This is a genomic window from Paenibacillus sp. R14(2021) (assembly GCF_019431355.1).
Classification (GTDB): domain Bacteria; phylum Bacillota; class Bacilli; order Paenibacillales; family Paenibacillaceae; genus Paenibacillus_Z.
Window position 1 is genome coordinate 2,172,008 of record NZ_CP080269.1, and the last position, 20,497, is coordinate 2,192,504.

At 53.5% G+C, this 20,497-nt stretch carries 17 protein-coding genes and 1 pseudogene; 5 read left to right on the forward strand and 13 right to left on the reverse strand.

The annotated features are described in order from the left end of the window. Nucleotides 1-54 precede the first annotated feature (54 nt). From KXU80_RS10310 to zwf, 7 genes are all read right to left on the reverse strand, one after another. Nucleotides 55-852, reverse strand: a complete 798-nt coding sequence (locus KXU80_RS10310) for a response regulator transcription factor (RefSeq protein ID WP_219838093.1) — start codon at nucleotides 850-852, stop codon at nucleotides 55-57. Next, entirely contained in the window at nucleotides 849-2,609 is a 1,761-nt protein-coding gene (locus KXU80_RS10315; RefSeq protein WP_308858230.1) for a sensor histidine kinase, read from the reverse strand. Before KXU80_RS10315 ends, KXU80_RS10310 begins: the two co-directional genes overlap by 4 nt. Before the next feature lie 180 nt (nucleotides 2,610-2,789). After that, nucleotides 2,790-4,202 carry an NADP-dependent phosphogluconate dehydrogenase gene (gene gndA, locus KXU80_RS10320; RefSeq protein WP_219838094.1) on the reverse strand — a complete coding sequence of 471 codons (1,413 nt, stop codon included), beginning with the start codon at nucleotides 4,200-4,202 and terminating at the stop codon, nucleotides 2,790-2,792. Between the two features lie 19 nt (nucleotides 4,203-4,221). Then, on the reverse strand, nucleotides 4,222-5,568 hold the full coding sequence (locus tag KXU80_RS10325) for a glucose-6-phosphate isomerase (RefSeq protein ID WP_219838095.1): 1,347 nt from the start codon (nucleotides 5,566-5,568) through the stop codon (nucleotides 4,222-4,224). A 42-nt stretch (nucleotides 5,569-5,610) separates the two neighbouring features. After that, nucleotides 5,611-6,279 (reverse strand): fructose-6-phosphate aldolase, encoded by a 669-nt coding sequence (fsa, locus tag KXU80_RS10330; protein ID WP_219838096.1) that lies wholly within the window; start codon nucleotides 6,277-6,279, stop codon nucleotides 5,611-5,613. A gap of 138 nt (nucleotides 6,280-6,417) precedes the next feature. Further along, nucleotides 6,418-8,412: a transketolase gene (tkt, locus tag KXU80_RS10335; protein WP_219838097.1), complete on the reverse strand. Its 1,995-nt coding sequence runs from the start codon at nucleotides 8,410-8,412 to the stop codon at nucleotides 6,418-6,420. After that, entirely contained in the window at nucleotides 8,390-9,916 is a 1,527-nt protein-coding gene (gene zwf / locus KXU80_RS10340) for a glucose-6-phosphate dehydrogenase (protein WP_219838098.1), read from the reverse strand. The genes tkt and zwf overlap by 23 nt, the downstream gene beginning before the upstream one ends. 180 nt (nucleotides 9,917-10,096) lie before the next feature. On the opposite strand from zwf, the gene KXU80_RS10345 reads away from it, so the two are divergent. Continuing rightward, nucleotides 10,097-10,975 (forward strand): LysR family transcriptional regulator, encoded by an 879-nt coding sequence (locus KXU80_RS10345; RefSeq protein WP_219838977.1) that lies wholly within the window; start codon nucleotides 10,097-10,099, stop codon nucleotides 10,973-10,975. A gap of 227 nt (nucleotides 10,976-11,202) precedes the next feature. Further along, nucleotides 11,203-12,855: a family 10 glycosylhydrolase gene (locus KXU80_RS10350; protein WP_219838099.1), complete on the forward strand. Its 1,653-nt coding sequence runs from the start codon at nucleotides 11,203-11,205 to the stop codon at nucleotides 12,853-12,855. Between the two features lie 113 nt (nucleotides 12,856-12,968). Here the strand turns inward: KXU80_RS10350 and KXU80_RS10355 are convergent, their stop codons facing one another. The 4 genes from KXU80_RS10355 to KXU80_RS10370 all read right to left on the reverse strand — a co-directional run bounded on the left by KXU80_RS10355 (nucleotide 12,969) and on the right by KXU80_RS10370 (nucleotide 16,304). Next, a complete protein-coding gene (locus tag KXU80_RS10355; protein WP_219838100.1) occupies nucleotides 12,969-13,964 on the reverse strand; it encodes a cell wall hydrolase in 996 nt (331 codons plus the stop codon). A gap of 259 nt (nucleotides 13,965-14,223) precedes the next feature. Further along, the gene (locus KXU80_RS10360; protein ID WP_219838101.1) at nucleotides 14,224-14,400 is read right to left on the reverse strand and encodes a hypothetical protein; all 177 of its coding nucleotides are present in this window, start codon (nucleotides 14,398-14,400) and stop codon (nucleotides 14,224-14,226) included. Between the two features lie 72 nt (nucleotides 14,401-14,472). Next, nucleotides 14,473-15,288: an ABC transporter permease gene (locus KXU80_RS10365; protein WP_219838102.1), complete on the reverse strand. Its 816-nt coding sequence runs from the start codon at nucleotides 15,286-15,288 to the stop codon at nucleotides 14,473-14,475. Then, nucleotides 15,285-16,304: an ATP-binding cassette domain-containing protein gene (locus KXU80_RS10370; RefSeq protein ID WP_219838103.1), complete on the reverse strand. Its 1,020-nt coding sequence runs from the start codon at nucleotides 16,302-16,304 to the stop codon at nucleotides 15,285-15,287. Before KXU80_RS10370 ends, KXU80_RS10365 begins: the two co-directional genes overlap by 4 nt. Before the next feature lie 216 nt (nucleotides 16,305-16,520). Between KXU80_RS10370 and KXU80_RS10375 the strand changes: the two genes are divergently transcribed. Continuing rightward, nucleotides 16,521-16,670 carry a hypothetical protein gene (locus tag KXU80_RS10375; RefSeq protein ID WP_219838104.1) on the forward strand — a complete coding sequence of 50 codons (150 nt, stop codon included), beginning with the start codon at nucleotides 16,521-16,523 and terminating at the stop codon, nucleotides 16,668-16,670. A 100-nt stretch (nucleotides 16,671-16,770) separates the two neighbouring features. On the opposite strand, the gene KXU80_RS10380 is transcribed toward KXU80_RS10375, so the two are convergent. Together KXU80_RS10380 and KXU80_RS10385 are read right to left on the reverse strand one after the other, a co-directional pair. Continuing rightward, nucleotides 16,771-16,920, reverse strand: coding sequence for a hypothetical protein (locus tag KXU80_RS10380; protein ID WP_219838105.1), 150 nt, complete (start codon nucleotides 16,918-16,920; stop codon nucleotides 16,771-16,773). A 9-nt stretch (nucleotides 16,921-16,929) separates the two neighbouring features. Continuing rightward, nucleotides 16,930-18,564, reverse strand: coding sequence for an ATP-binding protein (locus KXU80_RS10385; protein WP_219838106.1), 1,635 nt, complete (start codon nucleotides 18,562-18,564; stop codon nucleotides 16,930-16,932). 432 nt (nucleotides 18,565-18,996) lie between these two features. On the opposite strand from KXU80_RS10385, the gene KXU80_RS10390 reads away from it, so the two are divergent. Both KXU80_RS10390 and KXU80_RS10395 read left to right on the forward strand, forming a co-directional pair. After that, the gene (locus KXU80_RS10390) at nucleotides 18,997-19,746 is read left to right on the forward strand and encodes a cupin domain-containing protein (protein WP_219838107.1); all 750 of its coding nucleotides are present in this window, start codon (nucleotides 18,997-18,999) and stop codon (nucleotides 19,744-19,746) included. After that, nucleotides 19,742-20,467, forward strand: a pseudogene (locus tag KXU80_RS10395) (cupin domain-containing protein); the annotation flags it as partial. The gene KXU80_RS10390 and the pseudogene KXU80_RS10395, both read left to right, overlap by 5 nt. Between the last annotated feature and the right edge of the window lie 30 nt (nucleotides 20,468-20,497).

The following is a 20,497-nucleotide window of genomic DNA, read 5'->3' on the forward strand; positions in this document are numbered from 1 at the left end:
CATCCGTACTCGAATCGGATAAGGGTACGACGTTTGGGTAAAGTTCTCCCATTTTTAGATTTCCTCGCGTACCCCGTTCATTTCCGATCGATATTGCCCGGGACTTCTGGCTTCGTATTCCTTGAACACTTTATTGAAATATTTCGCGGTCTGGTAACCGATGCGCTCTGCGATCTCGGCAATCGGCAGCTTCGTCTTCAGCAGCAGCTCCTTCGCTTTCTGCAATTTCCGCCGGGCTACGTATTCGCTGAAGGTCATGCCGCTCTGCTCTTTGAATAATGCGCTGAAATAGCTCCCGTTAAGATGAACATGCTCGGCGACCTCCTTCAAGCTGACCGCTGCGCCGAAATGCGTTTCTACATATACAATCGCTTGACGCACGGGGTCGCTGAAAGCGGCTTCGCCGTCCGTAACGTCCATAAGCCTCGGATCGGCCATTTTCTGCAGCAGCTCGATCCTGCCGCGCTCTTCGCCGGACTTGAGCGCCTCTTCTACCGCCGCGATTAACTTCTCCTTGCTGACGGGCTTGAGCAGATAATTGACTACCGACAGCTGAATCGCCTGCTGGGCATATTCGAATTCGGCATGGCCGGAGATCAGAATCACGGCAGGCTGACGCTGCATGGGCGTTTCTTTCATCCGGGTAACCAGGTTAAGCCCATTAATCTCCGGCATTCGAATATCCGTAATCATGAGATCGACTGTAGTTTCTCCCAGTATACGCAGGGCACCGGCGCCATTGTCGGCAGTCAAGAGCTCGTATTGGCCAGCCGCCCAGGCTGCCAGCATTTTCTTCATGCCTTCTCTTGATCTCGGCTCATCGTCGACGATCAGAATCGTACGAATTCTCATAGGTTCTCCCTCCTGTTCGTCGGAATCGAGATACTGATCCGTGTCCCGTGTCCCTTCTCGCTTGCAATGTCGATGCGAGGAGCCTGAACGCCCTCTTCTGCAAAATAGAGCCGGAGTCTCCGCTGCACGTTGGCGATGCCGACGCCGGAATTTTTGGAAGAGGACACGGTGCCGCTCTCCAAGCCTTCGATGAGCGCGCGCAGCTTGTCCTCGTCCATGCCTGCTCCGTCGTCCTCTACCGCGATCGTGATTTTCTCCTCGGTGCGCGAGACTTCCAGCGTGACCCGGCCCGGTTCGATCTTGCTCTCAACGCCGTGCAGAATCGCATTCTCCACAAGCGGCTGCAGCAGCAGCTTCGGGAGCCGGATATCCGCGAATACCGGCGCGGCTTCGATGCGCCAGGTCAAGCGATTCTCGAAGCGCATCTTCATGATGAGCAGATAGCGTTCGATATGCTCCAACTCATCGCGAAGGCCGACCCATTCGTCCTTATTCGGACCGGTTATCGTATAGCGGAACAAGTCCGACATGGCGACGACGTAGGCCGCGAGCTGTTCTTCATCCTTGTCCAGCAGCGACCAGTACAGCGCGTCCAGCGTATTGAACAGGAAATGCGGATTGATCTGCGCTTGAAGCGCTTTCAATTCCGTACGACTCTGCGAGAGCTCCTTCTCGTAGACAAGCTTGATCAATCCGTTAATATTGTCGACCATCTGGTTGTAAGAGTAATTCAATTCTTTAATCTCGATTGTGGAGGACACCGTATCCGTCGGCTTCAGAATCCCCATTCGCGTGCCTCGCATCGTCTTGATCAGCCGGAAGATCGGCCGCGTTATGATCGTCGAGAGAAAGAAGGAGAGCAGCACGAACAGGAACGTGCCAAGGCAAGCCGACACGACGATCGTCGTCCGAACGACCGAAATCCCCTTCGTAATGGCATCGACGGGCGTTAGAATAAGCAGCGTCCAGCCCGTGACGCGCGACCGCTGCTTGACGACGATGAACGACCTCTTCCCGATCGTCGCCGTCTGATCGCGTCCCACGGTCAATCCCGCCGCTTCGGCTTGCGAAATGGCGTCGTCGTTGGAGGCGATCAATTGACCGTCTTTGCTGAGCAGCAGCATCGTCTCCGATTCTCCCTCGCCTGACAAAGGCCCTTTAAGCGCGAATTTGCTGCGGTCGGCGCGAATGAGCAGATAGCCGCCGGTCGAGAAATACTTGTCCACAAGACTGATTCGCCGAATGGCAAGGAGAGACGTCGAATCGGCCGGATCAATGCCGAACCAGACAATGCTGCCCTTCTGCGCCTCTGCCTGCTCGATCCATGCTTCGCTGACCTTGTCGCCGAGATTGCCGTCATCCAGCGGATAGAGCCTCGCACGGTCCTTATTATACAGCTCGACTGATTTGATGCCGTCCGTATACATCTGGACGAGATTGATGATCGGCGGAAGCGCCTGCCGTTCCGTGAACGTTGACGGATGCCCGTTCATTTCCTTCAGCAGCAGCTGCTGCACATATCCGTTCGTCGACACGAGCGTCGTTAAGGAATCGATCTGATCGAGAATACTCTCAAGACGGCCGTTGGCCTGAACCGCGGTTTGTTGGATATGCTTCTCCGCGTTGTTCTTGAGCAACGTCGATACCGAGGTGAACGTCACGCCGCCGACCAGCACCAGAATGATCATCATGACGAGCAGGAACCCGAACAGCATTTGATTGCGAAGCGTGTTGAAGGGTAGTAACTTCAGACGCAAGACGAGTCAACCTACCTTTCCGGTGAAAGCGATTTCGATACTTCACACCATATCACTTCTTTCGCGGAAGGGGAATATGCAGGTACAAAAAAGACGCCTGATTGCTCAGGCGCCTTGTACGTATAAACCTTGGTCGTTACAGAAGAAATGATAGCTGTATGCGAGTGAACGGGGATTGCGTTATTCCTGCATCCATTGGAAGTGGAAGCTTCCTGGTTTATCCACACGTTGGAACGTATGTGCGCCGAAATAGTCGCGCTGCGCTTGAAGCAGGTTTGCCGGCAGGCGCTCGGAGCGGTAGCTGTCATAGTAAGCCAGCGCGGAGGCGAAGCCAGGAACCGGAATGCCTCTGCTTACTGCAACGGAGATGACGTTTCTCCACGCATCCTGGTAGTTTTGAACGATCGTGCTGAAGTGTTCGTCCAAGAAGAGGTTTTTCAGCTCAGGGTTACGGTCGTACGCATCCTTGATGTTTTGCAGGAAGCCTGCGCGGATGATGCAGCCGCCGCGGAAGATCATTGCGATGCTGCCGTAGTCCAGGTTCCAATCGTAAGCGTCGGAGGCTGCGCGCATTTGTGCGAAGCCTTGTGCGTAAGAAGCAATTTTACTTGCGAACAATGCTTTGCGAACAGCTTCGATGAATTCTTTACGATCGCCTTCGTAGCTCGAAGTCGCAGGACCGCTAAGCAGCTTGCTTGCAGCAACGCGCTCTTCTTTCATCGCGGAGATAAACCGTGCGAACACGGATTCCGTGATGATGGACAGCGGTACGCCCAGATCCAGTGCGCTTTGGCTCGTCCATTTGCCTGTACCCTTCTGCCCAGCGGAGTCAAGGATGACGTCTACCATCGGTTTGCCTGTTTCCGGATCGGTCTTGCCGAAGATGTCGGCCGTGATCTCGATCAGGTAGCTGTCCAGCTCGCCGTTGTTCCACTCGGTGAAGATGTCATGCAGCTCGCTTGTACTGACGTTCAGCACGTCCTTCAGCAGGTGATAGGCTTCGCCGATCAGCTGCATGTCGCCATACTCAATGCCGTTATGCACCATTTTGACGTAGTGGCCAGCGCCGTCTGCGCCGATGTACGTGGAGCAAGCATCGCCGTTAACTTTAGCGGAGATTGCCGTCAGGATCGGTTCCACCAGCTCGTATGCATCGCGCTGCCCGCCCGGCATGATCGAAGGGCCGTTCAGCGCGCCTTCTTCGCCGCCCGATACGCCGGCTCCGATGAAGCGGAAGCCTTGCGCCTGAAGGTCTTTGTTTCTGCGCTGTGTATCAGGGAAGTACGCGTTGCCGCCGTCGATCAAGATGTCGCCTTTGTCCAGGTAAGGCACGAGCTGGTTGATCGTGTCATCCGTTGGCGCGCCTGCTTTAACCATGATTAGAATTTTGCGGGGCGTTTCCAGCGATTGAACGAATTCTTCCACGCTGAACGTGCCTACGAAATCTTTGCCTTTCGCTTCTTCGAGCAGTTCGTTTGTTTTTTCGGCGGAACGGTTATAAACCGATACCGAGAACCCTTTGCTTTCAATATTCAGGGCCAGGTTCTTACCCATAACGGCCAGACCGACCACACCGATTTGTTGTTTTTTCATTGTCATTACCTCCGTGTCATTACTTTGCTGTTGCTGACAATCGTTTCAAGAGTTCTGCTTTCTGCGCTTCGAAGCCGGGCTTGCCGAGCAGTGCGAACATGTTGACTTTATACGCTTCGACGCCCGGTTGATCGAACGGGTTCACGCCGAGCAGCAAGCCGCTGATGCCGCATGCTTTCTCGAAGAAGTACACCATTTCGCCGTACGTGAATTCATTAAGCTCATCCAGCTCGACAATCAGGTTCGGTACGCCGCCGTCGACGTGTGCAAGACGCGTGCCTTCCGCCGCCTTCTTGTTTACTTCGTCCATCGTCATGCCTGCAAGGAAATTGAGGCCGTCCAGGTTGCCAGCATCCTCTTGGATGTTCAGTTCAATGCGGGCTTTCTTCACCGCAAGTACAGTTTCAAGCAGATCGCGGCGGCCTTCTTGAACGTATTGACCCATGGAGTGCAGATCAGTCGTAAAATCAACCGAAGCCGGGTAAAGGCCCTTCTGGTCCTTCCCTTCGCTTTCGCCGAACAATTGCTTCCACCACTCGGATACGAAATGCAGCGACGGCTCGAAGTTAGCGAGCAGCTCGATTGTTTTGCCTTTGCGGTACAAGGCGTTGCGGACAGCCGCATATTGGTAGCTCTCGTTGGTGGCAAGGTCCGGATTGTTGTATTTCTTCGCGGCAGCTGCAGCGCCTGCCATCATTTGGTCGATGTTAAGTCCTGCAGCCGCGATTGGCAGAAGCCCAACGGCCGTCAGCACGGAATAACGTCCACCGACATCATCTGGAATAACGAAAGTTTCGTAGCCTTCTTCGTCGGCAAGCTTCTTCAGCGCGCCCTTCGCTTGGTCGGTCGTTGCGTAAATCCGTTTGCGCGCTTCCTCTTTACCGTATTTCTTCTCCATATAATCGCGCAGAATACGGAAAGCGACCGCAGGTTCTGTCGTCGTGCCCGATTTGGAGATAACGTTAAGGGAAATATCTTTGCCTTCGAGCAGCTCAAGCAGATGCGTAATGTACGTAGAGCTGATATTTTGGCCGGCAAAATACACTTGCGTCGTGCCGCTCATTTGGTTGTGGAATGTATGGGACAACGCTTCGATTGCCGATCTTGCACCGAGATACGAGCCGCCAATGCCGATGACGACGAGGGCTTGGGAGTTGCTGCGAATGCGCGCTGCGGCTTCTTTAATTCTCGCAAACTCTTCTTTATCGTAGTTAAACGGCAGATCTACCCAGCCGAGGTAATCGGAACCCGGGCCTTGCTTCTCGTGCAGCATCCGGTGAGCCGTATTCACGAACTCGCCGAAATAATCTACTTCATGCTGCTGGATAAACGACAATGCGTTGGAATAATCGAATGAAATCGTCATGGCTTCATTTCTCCTTTGAACCTGTGTATGGTGAAGCGCAACTTAAAGTTGCGCTGTTTTTTTCCAGTCGGCAGCGAATTTGTCCATGCCTTGATCCGTCAGCGGGTGCTTCGAGATTTGTTCGATGACCGAGAACGGAATCGTTGCGATATGCGCGCCGGCCATAGCTACGCGAGTTACATGATCCGGGTGGCGAACGGATGCCGCGATGATTTGCGTATCCAGGTTATGTGTGCGGAACAACTCAGCGACTTTCGCAACAAGCAGAACACCGTCTTCCGAAATGTCGTCCAAGCGGCCGAGGAACGGAGAAACATAAGTAGCGCCGGCACGTGCGGCGAGAAGCGCCTGGTTCACGGAGAAGATGAGTGTTACGTTCGTTTTTACGCCTTTCTTCGTCAGGTAACGGCAAGCTTCAAGACCAGCCAGCGTCATCGGCAGCTTGATCGTGATGTTTTTGTCGTTGTTGTTGATTTTGATCAGTTCGTTTGCTTGTGCAATCATGTCTTCAGCCGTGAGGGCATCCGGCGTAACTTCCGCCGATACAGATTCAACCTCAGGCACTTCGCGCAGAATTTCGGCGATGCGGTCTTCGAACTTCACGCCTTCTTTGGCTACCAGGGACGGATTTGTCGTAACGCCGGACAGGACGCCGATTTTGTAAGCTTTCTTAATGTCGGACAGGTTAGCTGTATCGATAAAAAATTTCATGGTTATTACCTCCGTTTTTTGGTGTTATTTTGTTTTTGTTTATATGAAGAGCCGCTTGCAGGAGGATCTGCCGCAAGTTGCATCTTACGGCAGGCGCATCCTTCCCGAGTCTACTCTCATTCTTGTTTAATGTGTGTATTATTTCAGTAAATCTTTCGTCACGCCGACAACATTTTTCACAGAGAATCCAAAGTATTCCAGAACTGCGCCGCCAGGACCCGATGCGCCGAATGTATCGATGGATATGATTCTGCCTTCGGCTCCCGTGTAACGCTCCCAGCCAAGCGAGATGCCGGCTTCGATCGCTACGCGCTTCGTGATGGCTGATGGAAGAATGCTTTGCTTGTAAGCTTCAGGCTGACGATTGAACAGCTCACGGCTTGGCATCGCAACGACACGGACAGAGAGGTTGTCGCGCTCTAGCTCTGCTTTGGCGCTGACGGCCAGTGAAACCTCGGAACCCGTTCCGATCAGAATAACGTCAGGCTGACTGTTCGTCTCGGTCAAGACGTAGGCGCCTTTGGCCACCGCTTCAACGTTACCTTTGGTCGCTTCATAGACAGGCAGGTTTTGTCTGCTCAGCACAAGCGCTACAGGACCTTCGTTTTGCTGCAGGGCATATGCCCAGGCGCTCGCCGTTTCATTGGCATCGGTAGGACGAATAACGGTTAGTCCCGGAATGGTGCGAAGCGCAGTCAGATGCTCGACAGGCTCATGAGTAGGTCCATCTTCGCCGACGGCGATAGAGTCATGCGTAAATACGTAAGTGACAGGCAGCTTCTGCAGCGCAGCCAGTCGAATCGACGGACGCAGGTAGTCGCTGAATACGAAGAACGTGCTGACGAAAGGCTTAACGCCGCCGTGCAGCGCCATACCATTGCCGGCTGCTCCCATGGCATGTTCGCGAACGCCGAAGTAAATGTTGCGGCCCGCATAGGATTCAACGGCGAAGGTCTGCTCTCCGCTAATGTCCGTCATCGTGGAGTGCGACAAGTCCGCGCTTCCGCCGAAAATCGACGATACTGATTTCACGTAATGATTGATCGCTTCGCCGCTTGCAATACGCGTCGATACCGTCTTGGACGGATCGAAGGTAAGGATGTCCTTGGCATCGATCGTAACGGACCCGCCGATCACTTGCTCAAGCTCGGAGCCGAGCGCCGGATGCTTCGCTGTATAAGAAGCGATCAATTGGTTCCAAGCTTCTTCTTTGGCCGCGCCGTTCGCTTTCAGCTGCTCGAAATGCGATCTTACGTCTGCCGGTACGGTGAACTCTTCTTCGTATTCCCAGCCGTAGGCTTTCTTCGTCGCTATTGCTTCTTCTTTGCCCAGCGGATTGCCGTGCGCTTTGTTCGTTCCGGCTACCTTGCTGCCGTAACCGATAATCGTGCGGATTTCGATGATCGTCGGCTGCGATTCGTTGCGTTTTGCGGCTTCGATTGCTTTGGCGATTCCTTCGATGTCGTTGCCGTCCTCGACGCGCAGGTACTCCCAGTTTGCCGATTCTGCACGCTTCTGCATGTTCTCGCCGAAGGAGAGGTTCAGCGCGCCGTCCAGCGAGATGTCGTTGGAATCGTACAGAACAACCAATTTACCAAGCTTCATATGGCCAGCCATGGACATCGCCTCATAAGAGATCCCTTCCATCAAGCAGCCGTCGCCGACAAGCGCATACGTATAATGATCAACGACTGGGAAACCGTCCTGATTGAATTTGGAAGCCAAATGCGCTTCTGCCATCGCCATGCCGACTGCCATCGCAATCCCTTGACCCAGCGGTCCGGTCGTTGCGTCTACGCCGTCTGTGTGGCCGAATTCCGGATGTCCTGGCGTCTTGCTGTTCAGCTTACGGAATTGCTTCAAGTCATCGATCGAAACGTTGTAGCCGGATAAGTGCAGCAGGCTGTAAAGAAGTGCGGAGCCGTGACCTGCGGACAATACGAAGCGGTCGCGGTTGAACCATTTGGCATGGCCCGGGTTATGGTTCAGCAATTTGGACCAGAGGGCGTACGCCATTGGCGCCGCGCCCATCGGCAGTCCCGGATGGCCGGAGTTGGCCGCGTTAATGGCATCGATGGATAATGTTCGGATCGTGTCGACAGCTAATTGATCAATTGTTTGTGTGGTAGGCATAATGTTCTCCTTCTTTTGTTTCATTTTCTTGTACAGGATTGGCGTCGAACCACCAGTGGTAGCCGTCTCTTGCCAAGAGCTCGTCGGATTCGGCCGGACCGTAAGATCCTGCTTTATAGGAACGAAGCGGAACGAGATTCTCTTGGAATGCGTTCAAGATCGGTTGAACCCACTGCCAGGACAATTCCACTTCGTCCCAGTGCGCGAAGAACGTCGGATCGCCGTTGAGCGCATCATGAATCAAGTTCTCGTAGGCTTCAGGCACGTTGTCGTTCTTATCCGCGTGGAAGTCGATGTGGATCGGCTTGAATTCACCTTTATGCTCCGGATCGCGCGTGTTTAATTGAAGCGAAATGCCTTCATTCGGACTGATTTCGAAGACAAGCAGGTTAGGCACCTTCGTGTCGTCGTACGTGGACGCTTGCTGCAGCGGTTCTTTGAACTCGATGACGATGCGCGTCGATTTCTCGTTCATGCGCTTGCCGGTACGAATATAGAAAGGAACGCCGCGCCAGAAGTAATCGTCGATTTGCAGCTTAGCAGCAATGAACGTGTCGTTCATCGACGTTTCCGCAATGCCCGCTTCGGATCGGTAACCGACAACCGGCTTGCCGCCGATTACGCCGGCTTCGTACTGACCGCGGATGACTTGCGATACGACGTCCTCCTTCTGCAGCGGCTCTACGGACTCCATGACCTTCTTCTTCTTAAGACGGACTTTATCCGAACCGCTGTTGCTCGGCAGGTGGATCGCCAGCATCATCATTAGTTGAAGCATATGGTTCTGGAACATGTCTCTAACAGCGCCGACGTGATCATAGTAACCCGCCCGTTCTTCAACGCCGACCGTTTCGTTCGCCGTAATCTGAACGTTCGCGATGTAACGGTTGGTCCACAACGCTTGAAGCACCGGATTGGTCTGCTGCAGCACTTCGAGCTTCTGCACCATCGGCTTGCCGAGATAATGATCGATACGGAAAATTTCATGCTCTTCGAACGATTTGCTCAGCTTCCAGTTCAAATCCCGGGCCGATTGCAAATCATGGCCGAACGGCTTCTCGATGACGAGGCGTTTCCAGGCATCCGCTGAGCCAAGGCCGCTTTCTTGGATGTTGGCCGCGATCGGCTCGAAGAATTCAGGTCCAACGGATAAGTAAAACAGGCGGTTAGGCGCTGCGCTCAGCTCAGCTTCACGCTTTTCGATGCGGCTCAGCAGCGTTTTGTAATCCTCTTTGCGGCCAACGTCCAGCACGCTATAGCGGAATACACGCAAGAACTGTTTCACCGAATCGGCATCGTTCCCTTGGCGTCTGGAAAAGATACGAAGAGACTGTTCGACATTTGCCTGAAAGGCTTCGTCCGTGAGCTCTCTTCGTCCAAGTCCGAATACGGAAAAGGATTGCGGAAGCTTGCCGTCTATGAACAAATTATACAAGGCAGGGTAGATTTTGCGTTTCGCTAAATCCCCTGTCGCACCAAATAAAACAAATGAGGTTGCCTCCATGCTGTTCTTCTCCTTCCAGCAGAGCTTCTCTTGATGTTCCGGCATGGCAGCTGCCGCTGAGTGATCAGCACGCTGTCTCCATAACCGTAAGCTCTGGTTTCTCTTTCGTATTTCCACTATAATACGATTATCATCTATACGAGTAATTAATATATTTCACAGGAGCTATAGACCATGTCTATGACCAACAATTACGAACTTTACAAGGTGTTCTATTGGGCTGCAAAAACGGGAAGCCTGACGCAGGCTGCCAAAGCGCTCTATCTCACACAACCCAGCGTCAGTCATGCGATCAAGCAATTGGAGGACAGCTTCGGCATTACCTTGTTTTATCGGAATTCCAAAGGCGTCTCGCTTACCCAGGAGGGGGCCGTGCTCTACTCCTATATCGAGCAGTCGCAGATCTATATCACGCTTGCGGAAGAAAAGATGGCCGCGCTCAAAAATCTGGACAGCGGCGAGCTTAGAATCGGCGGCAGTGATTCGTTGTTCAAGCATTATCTGCTTCCGTTCTTGGAAGACTATCATCAGAAGCATCCCGGCATTAAGCTGCATCTGAATCACGGCACGACGCCGGAGACCATTTCCTTCCTGAAGGAAGGACGCATCGATGTCGGCGTCGTCCGCATGCCCATCGTCGATTCCCAGCTCAAAGTGATGCGGGGCATTCAGCTGCAGGATTGTTTCGTGGCGGGAGCCCGTTATTCCGAGCTGAAGGACGAAATTCTGTCGATCGAGCTGCTGCTCCAGTACCCCATTATTCTGTTCTCACGCAACAGCCGGGTACGGATGGCCATCACGGAGCTGTTCCAAAGCTTCGGACATGAAATCAAACCCGAAATCGAGGTCGGAAGCGTCGATCTGTTAATCGAATTCGCGAAAAAAGGACTCGGCATCTCGTACGTGACCCGAGAATTCGTCAGCAAGGAGTTAGAGAGCGGCGCCCTCTTCGAAATTCAGTTGGACGTCAAGCTGCCGCCTTCCCAAGTCGGATTCATGACGATGCGCAACATGCCGCTTTCCGGCGCAGCCAGCAAGTTTATCGAGCTCCTGCGTTAGACGGCGGGTCCCCGCCGCGCCACTGTGGGGCACAGGCTGAGGCAGCGTGTCAGGTTAGGCATTATAGCTGCAGCATTATTCACAACAGCCCTATACGGCCAGAGTCGATCGCGCACGAACGCGGACGGCTCTCTTTTTTTGCGTTCGCCCAGCAACAAACCCGTCTCTCTTCGCGTCTAATAGTGGTAGCTTTTACCGAGAACCAGCTAGCGGAAGGATGTTGCAGAATGAGATTGGGCAAATGGGCCGCCCTCACGATGATGCTGCTTGTGTACGTGCTGACTGCGCTTGCGCAGCCGGCGCATGCGGCGGACCGAAGCATCGGCATTTACTTGGACGGCCGGAAACTGGCGAGCGACGTCTCGCCGTTCATCGTACCAAAGGTGAACGTAACCATGGTGCCTCTTCGCGTCATAAGCGAAGGCATAGGCGCTTCCGTTGCTTGGACGCCGCAAACGAGGACGGTAACGATTGACGATTCGTCCGTGACGATCGAATTGAAAGCAGGTGCGAAGAACGGGCTTGTCAACGGCAGTTCGGTTGCGCTTGAGGCATCCGTTCAGAATACACAGGGCCGCATTATGGTACCGCTCCGTTTCGTCGGCGAGCAGCTGGGGCTGCTGGTGGACTGGAGCCAGTCGGACCGTACGATTTCCCTGACGTCCCCAGGTTATGCGCCTCCGACAGAACCGGACGGCAGCCCGGGCAGCAATCCCGGAAGCGGCGGCACTTCGCCGGGCACAGGCGAAGGAAACGGCGGGAGCCATCCGGGAAGCGGTCCCGGTGCAAGCAGCGGGCTTCGCGGCGCTTGGGTATCCACCGTATTCAATCTCGATTGGCCTACTGCCGCGTCTTACGGCAAGCAGGATCAGCAGAAGCAGGAATTTACGAAGCTGCTGGACGAATTGCAGCATATGGGACTGAACGCTGTATTCGTACAGGTTCGTCCGGCTGGCGACGCGCTCTACCCATCGCAGCTCGTCCCGTGGTCCAAAGTGCTGACAGGCACGCAGGGAAAAGACCCTGGCTATGATCCCCTTGCATTCATGATCGAGGAGACGCATAAGCGGGGCATGCAGTTCCACGCCTGGTTTAATCCGTTCCGTGCGAATACGGATGCCAAGATCGACACCCTTGCCGCCAACCATGTGGCGAAGCAGCATCCCGAATGGATCGTGAATTCGGGCGGTACGATCTATATCAATCCCGGCATTCCCGAGGCGCGTCAGCATATTATTGATGCCGTGATGGAGGTTGTGTCGCGCTACGACATCGACGGCGTTCATCTGGACGATTATTTCTATCCATCAGGAGGCACGTTCGACGATAATGCCGCATTCCTCACTTACGGCCTGTTCAAGAACAAGGCCGATTGGCGCAGAAACAACATCAATTTGTTCGTGCAGCAGCTGGGCAGCGCCATCCATGACGCCAAGCCTGCCGTGAAATTCGGCATCAGCCCGTTCGGCGTATGGCGCAATCAATCGGTCGATCCCACCGGTTCGGCCACGAAAGCCGGTGTGACCGCGTACGATAACATGTATGCCGACGTGCGGACATGGATCAAGAGCGGCTGGCTGGACTACGTCATTCCCCAAATCTACTGGAGTCTCTCCTTCCCCGCCGCGAGATACGACACGCTGACCAGCTGGTGGTCGAACGAAGTGAGAGGGACGGGTGTCTCGCTCTACATCGGGCATTCACCGTACAAGCTGGGAACGAATGAAGCCGGCTGGCAAGATGCTCATGAAATTACCCGTCAGCTCGACGATAATAAGCAGCATCCCGAAGTGGCGGGCGATGTGTTCTTCAGCGCCAAGGATCTTCGGCGCAATCCGCTCGGCATCGCCGATGTGCTTCGCGCTTATTACGGCGGCTGATCCGGTGCGGTGGTAGGGGGCATACAGCAAGAGCTGTTACCTCTACCGAGCAAATCCACGCACCGGTAAGCTCGAAAAAAGTCCGTTATGGCATTCGCCATAACGGACTTTTTTTATCTGGCAAACCGATGATGACCTATCGTAGCAATAACATCCAAGCTGGACCAGAACGAGCCTTTGGAAACCTCGGGATTGAAGAAATACACTGCATTCCCGACATTATTCTTGCCATTCAAGGCATCCTTGGCGGCGCGCAGCGAGCCTGCATTGGGTTTGGTCCTATCCAAGAGGCCGTTATGGGCCGGCGGGAACTGCTTCCCGGAATAGATGACATCATGTATCGAATCCGGGAAGCTTGGATCCTTCACCCGGTTCAAGATCACATTCGCCAAGGCAAGCCGCCCCTCGTAGGACTCGTAGCCCGCTTCAACCATCGTGATTTTGGCAAGCAGCATGAGGTCGGCTTCTGTGAACGGCTTGGCGGCGTTATCGAAGAACGAAGGAATGACGATCTTGAGCTTCGTTCCCGCCTGCAGAGTGCCCTTGCTGTCCAGCCCATTGCGCTTCAGCAGCTCAGCCCGGCTGATTCCGGCGGCCGTGCTGATTTCAGCCAAGCCGTAACCGTCCGAAGTGACGGCCGGCTGAACCTCATTAAGCTCGACCACGGAGCCGTCAGCGCTCAGCTTCAAGCTCGCATGCAGCATCTCAGATAATTGACGCAGCGGCGCATATAGGCTGCCGTTCTCTAGAAAAGGAGCCGCGTCCATCACATAACGTCCTTCGTTAAAATAAACGACCGGCACGCCGTTGCCCAGTACGAGCGTATCATCGAACGCCGTATGGATCGTAACTTCCTCTTTATCATTGTCCCAGCTGGACGCCGCGCCGAATTTCTCCGCCATGCGGGCCGCAGGCACATACACTCTTCCATTCTTCGTTACAGCCGGTAAGGACAGCTTCACGGTCTTGCCTTCAAGCTTTATCGTTATATCGTTCGCGGACTCTGCTTCCCCTGCGGAGACATTGGCTAACGGTCCGCTGCACAGCAGCAGCAATGCGACAGCCATGGTAATGATAAGCCTATACACTGGCTTGACTTCACTAATCATGCGTACCTCCCGCACATAAAGTTGGTGTAATCTACCAGAATTCATCTTCAAGGCAACATTATAGCACAGCTCCTTATGCGCGCAGGATTAACATTTTCACAGAATTCACAATTGGGTGCAGAATTCGGAGAAGAAAGTATCCATTCTGGGGGCAGAGTTTGATACAGCGGATCCTATAAATAGAACCCGGACGAAGGAAGCCGCCAAGGCGGAAATCCCATATCCGGGTTCTGTTTTAGCTATGCATTACGGAATGATTCTAAAAATAATCGAACGTAAAGGTCGTTCCCGTGCCTTTGATTACCTTGATGGTGTGCGAGCCGCTGCTCAAGCCGGCCATGCTGAATACCGTTTGCTGCGCCGAGCTGTTTGCGCTTACCGTTCCTTTGAATACATTGTCCAGAGATGCAACTGATTCCCGTTCCTGTGAAGGCATAGGTGAAACGATTCCTGGTACAATCTATGCATGGTGCACGCTTCATGCAAGCTTGGACAGCAAGGTTCCCCGTTACGTACGACGCATATACGCGCGCACTGTAATTGGTGCAAAGATTGCAACGATGACGGCCGCGCCGATGAGGGAGATAGCGAGATCCCAGCCTACGGTTCCAGCGTTGGCCAAATCCCGAACGGCCGTGACGAGATGCGAGATCGGGTTGATTTTGACGAACCACTGCAGCCAGTTCGGCATCGTATCGACAGGCACGAACGCGTTGGAGAGGAACGTCAGCGGAAACAGCACCAGCATCGATATCCCCTGCACGCTTGCCGCGGTGCGGCCAATGACGCCGAAGAAGGCGAAGATCCAGCTGATTGCCCACGCGCAGGCGATGACGATCAACCCCGCAATAACGACATGAACGAAGCCGCCCTCGGGCCGGTAACCCATAATAAAGCCCATCGTAAAGGTAAGCACCGTCGCAATGGTATACCTGACCGTATCCGCGAGCAGCGCCCCCGCGAGCGGTGCGATCCGTGCGATCGGCAGCGACTTGAAGCGGTCGAATACGCCTTTATCCATATCCTCGCGCAATTGGACGCCCGTAACGATCGAAGTCGTAATGACGGTCTGCACCAGGATACCGGGAATGATGACGGGCAAGTAGCTCAGCACATCTCCCGAGATGGCGCCGCCGAAGATGTACGTGAACATAAGCGTGAAAATAATCGGCTGCAGTGTAACGTCGAACAGCTGCTCTGGCGTACGCCGAATCTTGAGAATGCCCCGATAGGCCATCGTGAGCGAATTGCGTATGGTCTGGCCGAAGCTCGTGTAATTCCTCAGCTTGCGGTCCGCACCCGGCATTATGGATATGCTTCTCATGCGGTAACCTCCTTGGTATTGCGCGATCCATTCGCCTCGTCCTTAACGCCGTGGCCGGTTATCGTCAGAAACACCTCGTCGAGCGTTGGTTTCTGGACGCTCATTTCGTCCAATGGAATTCCCGCCTCACGAAGAGCGACAAGCAGGTCCGTGACCAAATCAACGTTCGTCATCGGCGCCGTAATCTTCCCGGCTTCCGACGATACATTGGACTGAACGCGGAGCACCGACTCAATAATTCGCCGTGCGTCTTCGATATGCTGCGGCTGCTGGACTCTCAAGTGCAGCGACGAGGAGCCGACGGAAGCCTTCAATTCATCCACCGTGCCCTCCGCGACGACACGGCCCTGATCGATCACCGCGACCCGGTCTGCCAGCTGATCTGCCTCATCGAGATATTGCGTCGTTAGCAGAACGGTCGATCCCGTCTTCACCAAGCGGCGAATCGTATCCCACATTTGCGCACGCGTACGCGGATCTAGGCCCGTCGTCGGTTCGTCCAGGAAGATGAGCGGCGGCTGTGCGATCAGGCTCGCTGCCAAATCCAATCGGCGGCGCATCCCGCCGGAGAAATGCTTAAGCGGACGTTTCGCGGCCTCCGCCAAGCCGAACTCCTCCAGCAGCTCCGCTGCCTTGCGCTTCGCCTCTGCGCGTCCGAGGCCAAGCAGCCGGGAGAAGATGACGAGATTCTCGGTCGCGCTCAGCGACTCGTCAACCGAAGCATACTGACCGGTCACGCCGATCAGTTGGCGGACGATCTGCGACTCCTTCGCCACGTCATGCCCGAAGATGCGCGCCGAACCGGCGTCCGGCCGAAGCAGCGTCGCCAGCATGCGGATCGTCGTGGTCTTGCCCGCTCCGTTCGGTCCAAGCACCCCATAGATCGAACCTGTCGGTACATTCAAATCCACGCCATCCACCGCGCGGTTGTCGCCGAACGCCTTGACGAGCCCGCGGGCTTCTACGGCCCATTCTCCTTGGCCGGCCTGTTGTTCCTTTCTGTATCCATGGTCCATCGTTATTCCTCCTACATGACTGACTAAATAGGAATGGTAAAGCATGATTATGAACGGAGTATGAACCGCTGAGCCACCGAATTCAGTGATGCATACTCATACGGCATAGGATAGTTCATCGCCAAAATTCGACAAATTACTCTGTTTTATGATACGATGCGGATACTGAATTTGGCTGGAACATTGTTCTAATCACAACAGATCGGAGTGCACGTTTTGGTATTCAATAAAATCGCGAACGACATCGAAAAGGAAAGATCCGCACAAGTCTTGATGCTTGCGAAGAAGCTGCTTTCCGAGAAGAAGAAGCAGCCCTTCTACTACAAATATTTTAGATTGCATCCCAAAACCGAGCCGAAATGGTGAGCTAATAAAAAGAGAGCAGACTTTCCCCGCTGGGGGAAGTGTGCTCTCCTTCTTTTCTAGAGGAGTCCTGGTATTGTCCGGCTTGCGCTGATGGGCAGGCCTAGTCCTGCACCATGCCCGGAACGATAAACAGCGTCTCGTGCGGCATTGTCTCTTCATACGTTCCGCTGTTGACAATTTCCCCTTCTTCGAACTGACCTAGTATCCCTTCGAAAAATATCAGACATCGCTCCGGATCAAAATTGTCCATGTTTACTGCTTATGCTCGGCTGTGCAGCGGAAGTCGAATTTCGACCAACGTTCCTTCATTGAGCTTGCTCTTATACGCGATGCTGCCATGATATTGCTTGATGATTTTATGGCTGATCATCAGTCCGAGTCCCGTACCCTTCTCTTTCAAGCTGTAGAAGGGCTGCCCTAAGCGATGAAACAGTTCATCCGGTATGCCGCAGCCCTGGTCCCGGATGGCGATCAAGCACTCGCCGCTCGGTTCCTGGCGAAGGTAAATATCAATCTCTCCCCCATTTGGCATGGCTTCGATCGCATTCTTCAGAATATTGAGGAATACCTGCTGCATTTGAGTTCTAACGCAAGTAATCAGTAAGGAGTCCTCGCCGTAATTGCGTTTGAATACAATATTGTTCATCAGCGCCTGCGGCGTTAGAAATGCAACCGTATGCTCGATCAATTCCTTCACATCCGTCATGTATTGCGCAGCAGCCTGCGGCTTCGCCATGGTCAGAAGCTCGCTCGTAATGATTTCAATCCGTTCCAGCTCTTCGAGAAGAATGTCGTTATACTTCATGGAAGGATCCTCCGCTTTATACAATTGAAGAAACCCTTTGATCGTCGTGAGCGGATTACGGATTTCATGCGCGATGCCGGCTGCCAGCTCCCCCACGACCGACAGCTTCTCCGATTGCAGCAATATTTCTTCCGCTTTTTTGCGCTCGGAAATATCGCGGCTGATCATGACGATATGCTCGATCTCTCCATGCTCGCCTTCAACCGGCTTGCACAGGGAATCAAATGCAATCAAACGCCCATCCTTATGTTGAAATCGGAGCTCCATGGCGTGAGACTTATTCCGCTTAAACATGCTGTTCATCGTATCCTTAATAATCTGCGCGTCCTCATGGTATACGATTCTATACAGCGCCGTACAACCTAATTCCTCGCTGGGATAGCCTAGAACATGCTCATGGGAAGGCGAACAATAACGAATCATGTTATTTTTGTCCATCACCATGATCAGGTCGGACGTATGATCGGCAATTAACCGATATTGGGACTCGCTTGCAGCAAGCGTCTTCTCCATACGCTCTCGATCGGCAATGATTCTGAGGAGTCTTTCGTTGGTCTCGATAAGTACTCCGCCTAGGATAACGCCTAATACCACGAATAATAAATATTGAAAATGAAAGAATGGCCGATCCACTAGAATGTGAAAAACAACGACAGTGACCAGATAAAGAACCGTATAAACACCAGAATAGGCGATGCTTCGCTTAAGCGGGGTAAATCCAAGCCGCTTAAAATAGACATGCACAATGGAGCATACCAACATGATCAAGGCCCAGCCGCCGATGGCGGGAAGCCAATTTCCGCTTGAGTACAACCTCATGACCAAGGCAAAACCGCCGGTAATTAAACCTGAAATCGGTCCCAGATAAGCATACATCAAAATAACAGGCGCATAACGCAGATCGTATACATAGCCTTGCTGCTTAACGGACAATAAAACCAGAAGCACAGAAACGACACCAGCATAGAGACCCGCCCAAATACGCTGATGCTGCAGGGGCTTGAGATTCATGAACGAGCGAATGACCATAGGAGCGTTAACAAATAGGGAGAAAATGGATAGATTGACAATGTAATCGAAAAGATACAACCGTCATCACCTACAACTAATAGTCTAAGGAATACCCTCCATTATAGCGTACAAAAATGACAAATTCTACATGACCTTCCAGCCAGGTGAAAATGCGGCGCAGAGTTCAAGACCCTGCTGCCGCCTTTTCGCTCGCACATTCGCTGTCGGACGCTCCTTGCTGGCTTAATGCGTTAGAATTCCCGAATTCATTGGGCCACATGTCTTAATTCGACGCGCAGCTTGTCACATGATGGCTACGACCTGTACAAGGATCCCGCCGCTGTGAGCGGCCCGTCCGTTCATGTTTTTTTTGCATTTTACAAGCTTGTTCGAGATGTTTCGAGTACTAGTTCGCCGTCTTCATTAATACGCTTAGGGTATGCCACGAGATCGTTGTTTTTCAAGAATCGACGACAAACGCCTAAATAGATAGAAGGGCAGGAGAACAATATGGCGGTTTCATATATGGATTATTCGTCGCCGAATGTGCAGTTCACCTACGATTTGAAGAACAACAATTTCTTCACGAAGGATTCGCGCAATCTGATAAACGCACTTGGCATCGCACAGCTGAACACCCTTGGCAACGTGTCGCTGCTCGACATCTTCCTAAGCACGGGCAATGTCATTGAGCCTCATATCCACCAGAATGCTTCCGAGCTCGTCTATTGCATTACAGGTGCGGCCGTGGTTTCCCTTATCAATCCGTTTACGAAGCAATTGTTGAACTTCGCGATCCAGCCCGGCCAAGTGGCGAATGTCCCTCAAGGCTGGTGGCACTACGAAATCGCATCAGTCGACAACACGCATCTGCTGGCTATATTCGACGCGCCGACGCCGGAGTTTATTCCAGGCTCCGATCTTCTCCGCTTAACGCCGGCAAGCGTCTACGCGCATACGTACTGCCTCGACGAGGTAACATGGAAAGAAGCCGTCGCGCCGATTACGAATACGGTCGTTATCGGACCACCTCTCGGCTGCAAGCCTGGTCAAGTCGCCGGAGCGGCTGCCGCTCCGCAGTACGCAGGCTATAAACAAGGCCATGCTACGATGACCGCTCCTGCGCAAGGGAGCGCTCCTTCCTTCAATAGTGCTCCTTACCCGAATAAGTCCTACGGCCACAGAGAACAGCATGCAAACAGCTACCCTCCCTATCCTCCGCCGGGTATCGGCAATGGATGGAATTACCGAAACTCTTAGCGACGGCTGCGAATTTCTGCTCGTATTCGACGACGGCAGCTTCTCCGACCTGAACACCTTGTCCATATCGGATTGGTTCGCCCATACGCCGAAGGACGTTCTTGCGGCGAACTTCGGTGTTCCGATCTCTGCATTCAACGGCATTCCCACAGAGCAGGTGTACATTTATCAGGACCAAGTGCCGGGCTCGATCGAAAGCCAGGAGGTTCAATCGCCCTATGGCACCATACCGCTCTCGTTCAAGCACTCTCTTCTTTCGCAGGAACCGCTCGTCACGCCCGGAGGCACTGTCCGAATAGCCGACTCCAGCAATTTCCCTATCGCCAAAACAATCGCAGCGGCGCTCGTCGAGATCAAGCCCGGCGCGATGCGCGAGCTGCATTGGCATCCCAATAACGACGAATGGCAGTATTATCTCTCCGGCCAAGGCCGCATGACGGTATTCGGCGGGAACGGGGTTGCCAGAACATTCAACTATCGTGCCGGCGACGTCGGATACGTGCCGTTCGCAATGGGGCATTACGTACAGAACACGGGCACGGATACCCTCTGGTTCCTGGAAATGTTCAAAGCGCCGCGCTTTGAAGACATCTCGCTCAACCAATGGATCGCGCTCACCCCGTATCAGCTCGTGAGGTCCAACCTGAACGCTTCGCCGGAGCTGATGAAATCGTTGCGGAAAGTAAAATGGTCGGTTGTCAAATATTATATTGTCGCCTGAAAATCAGGCTAAAGAAAGCGATGCATGAGG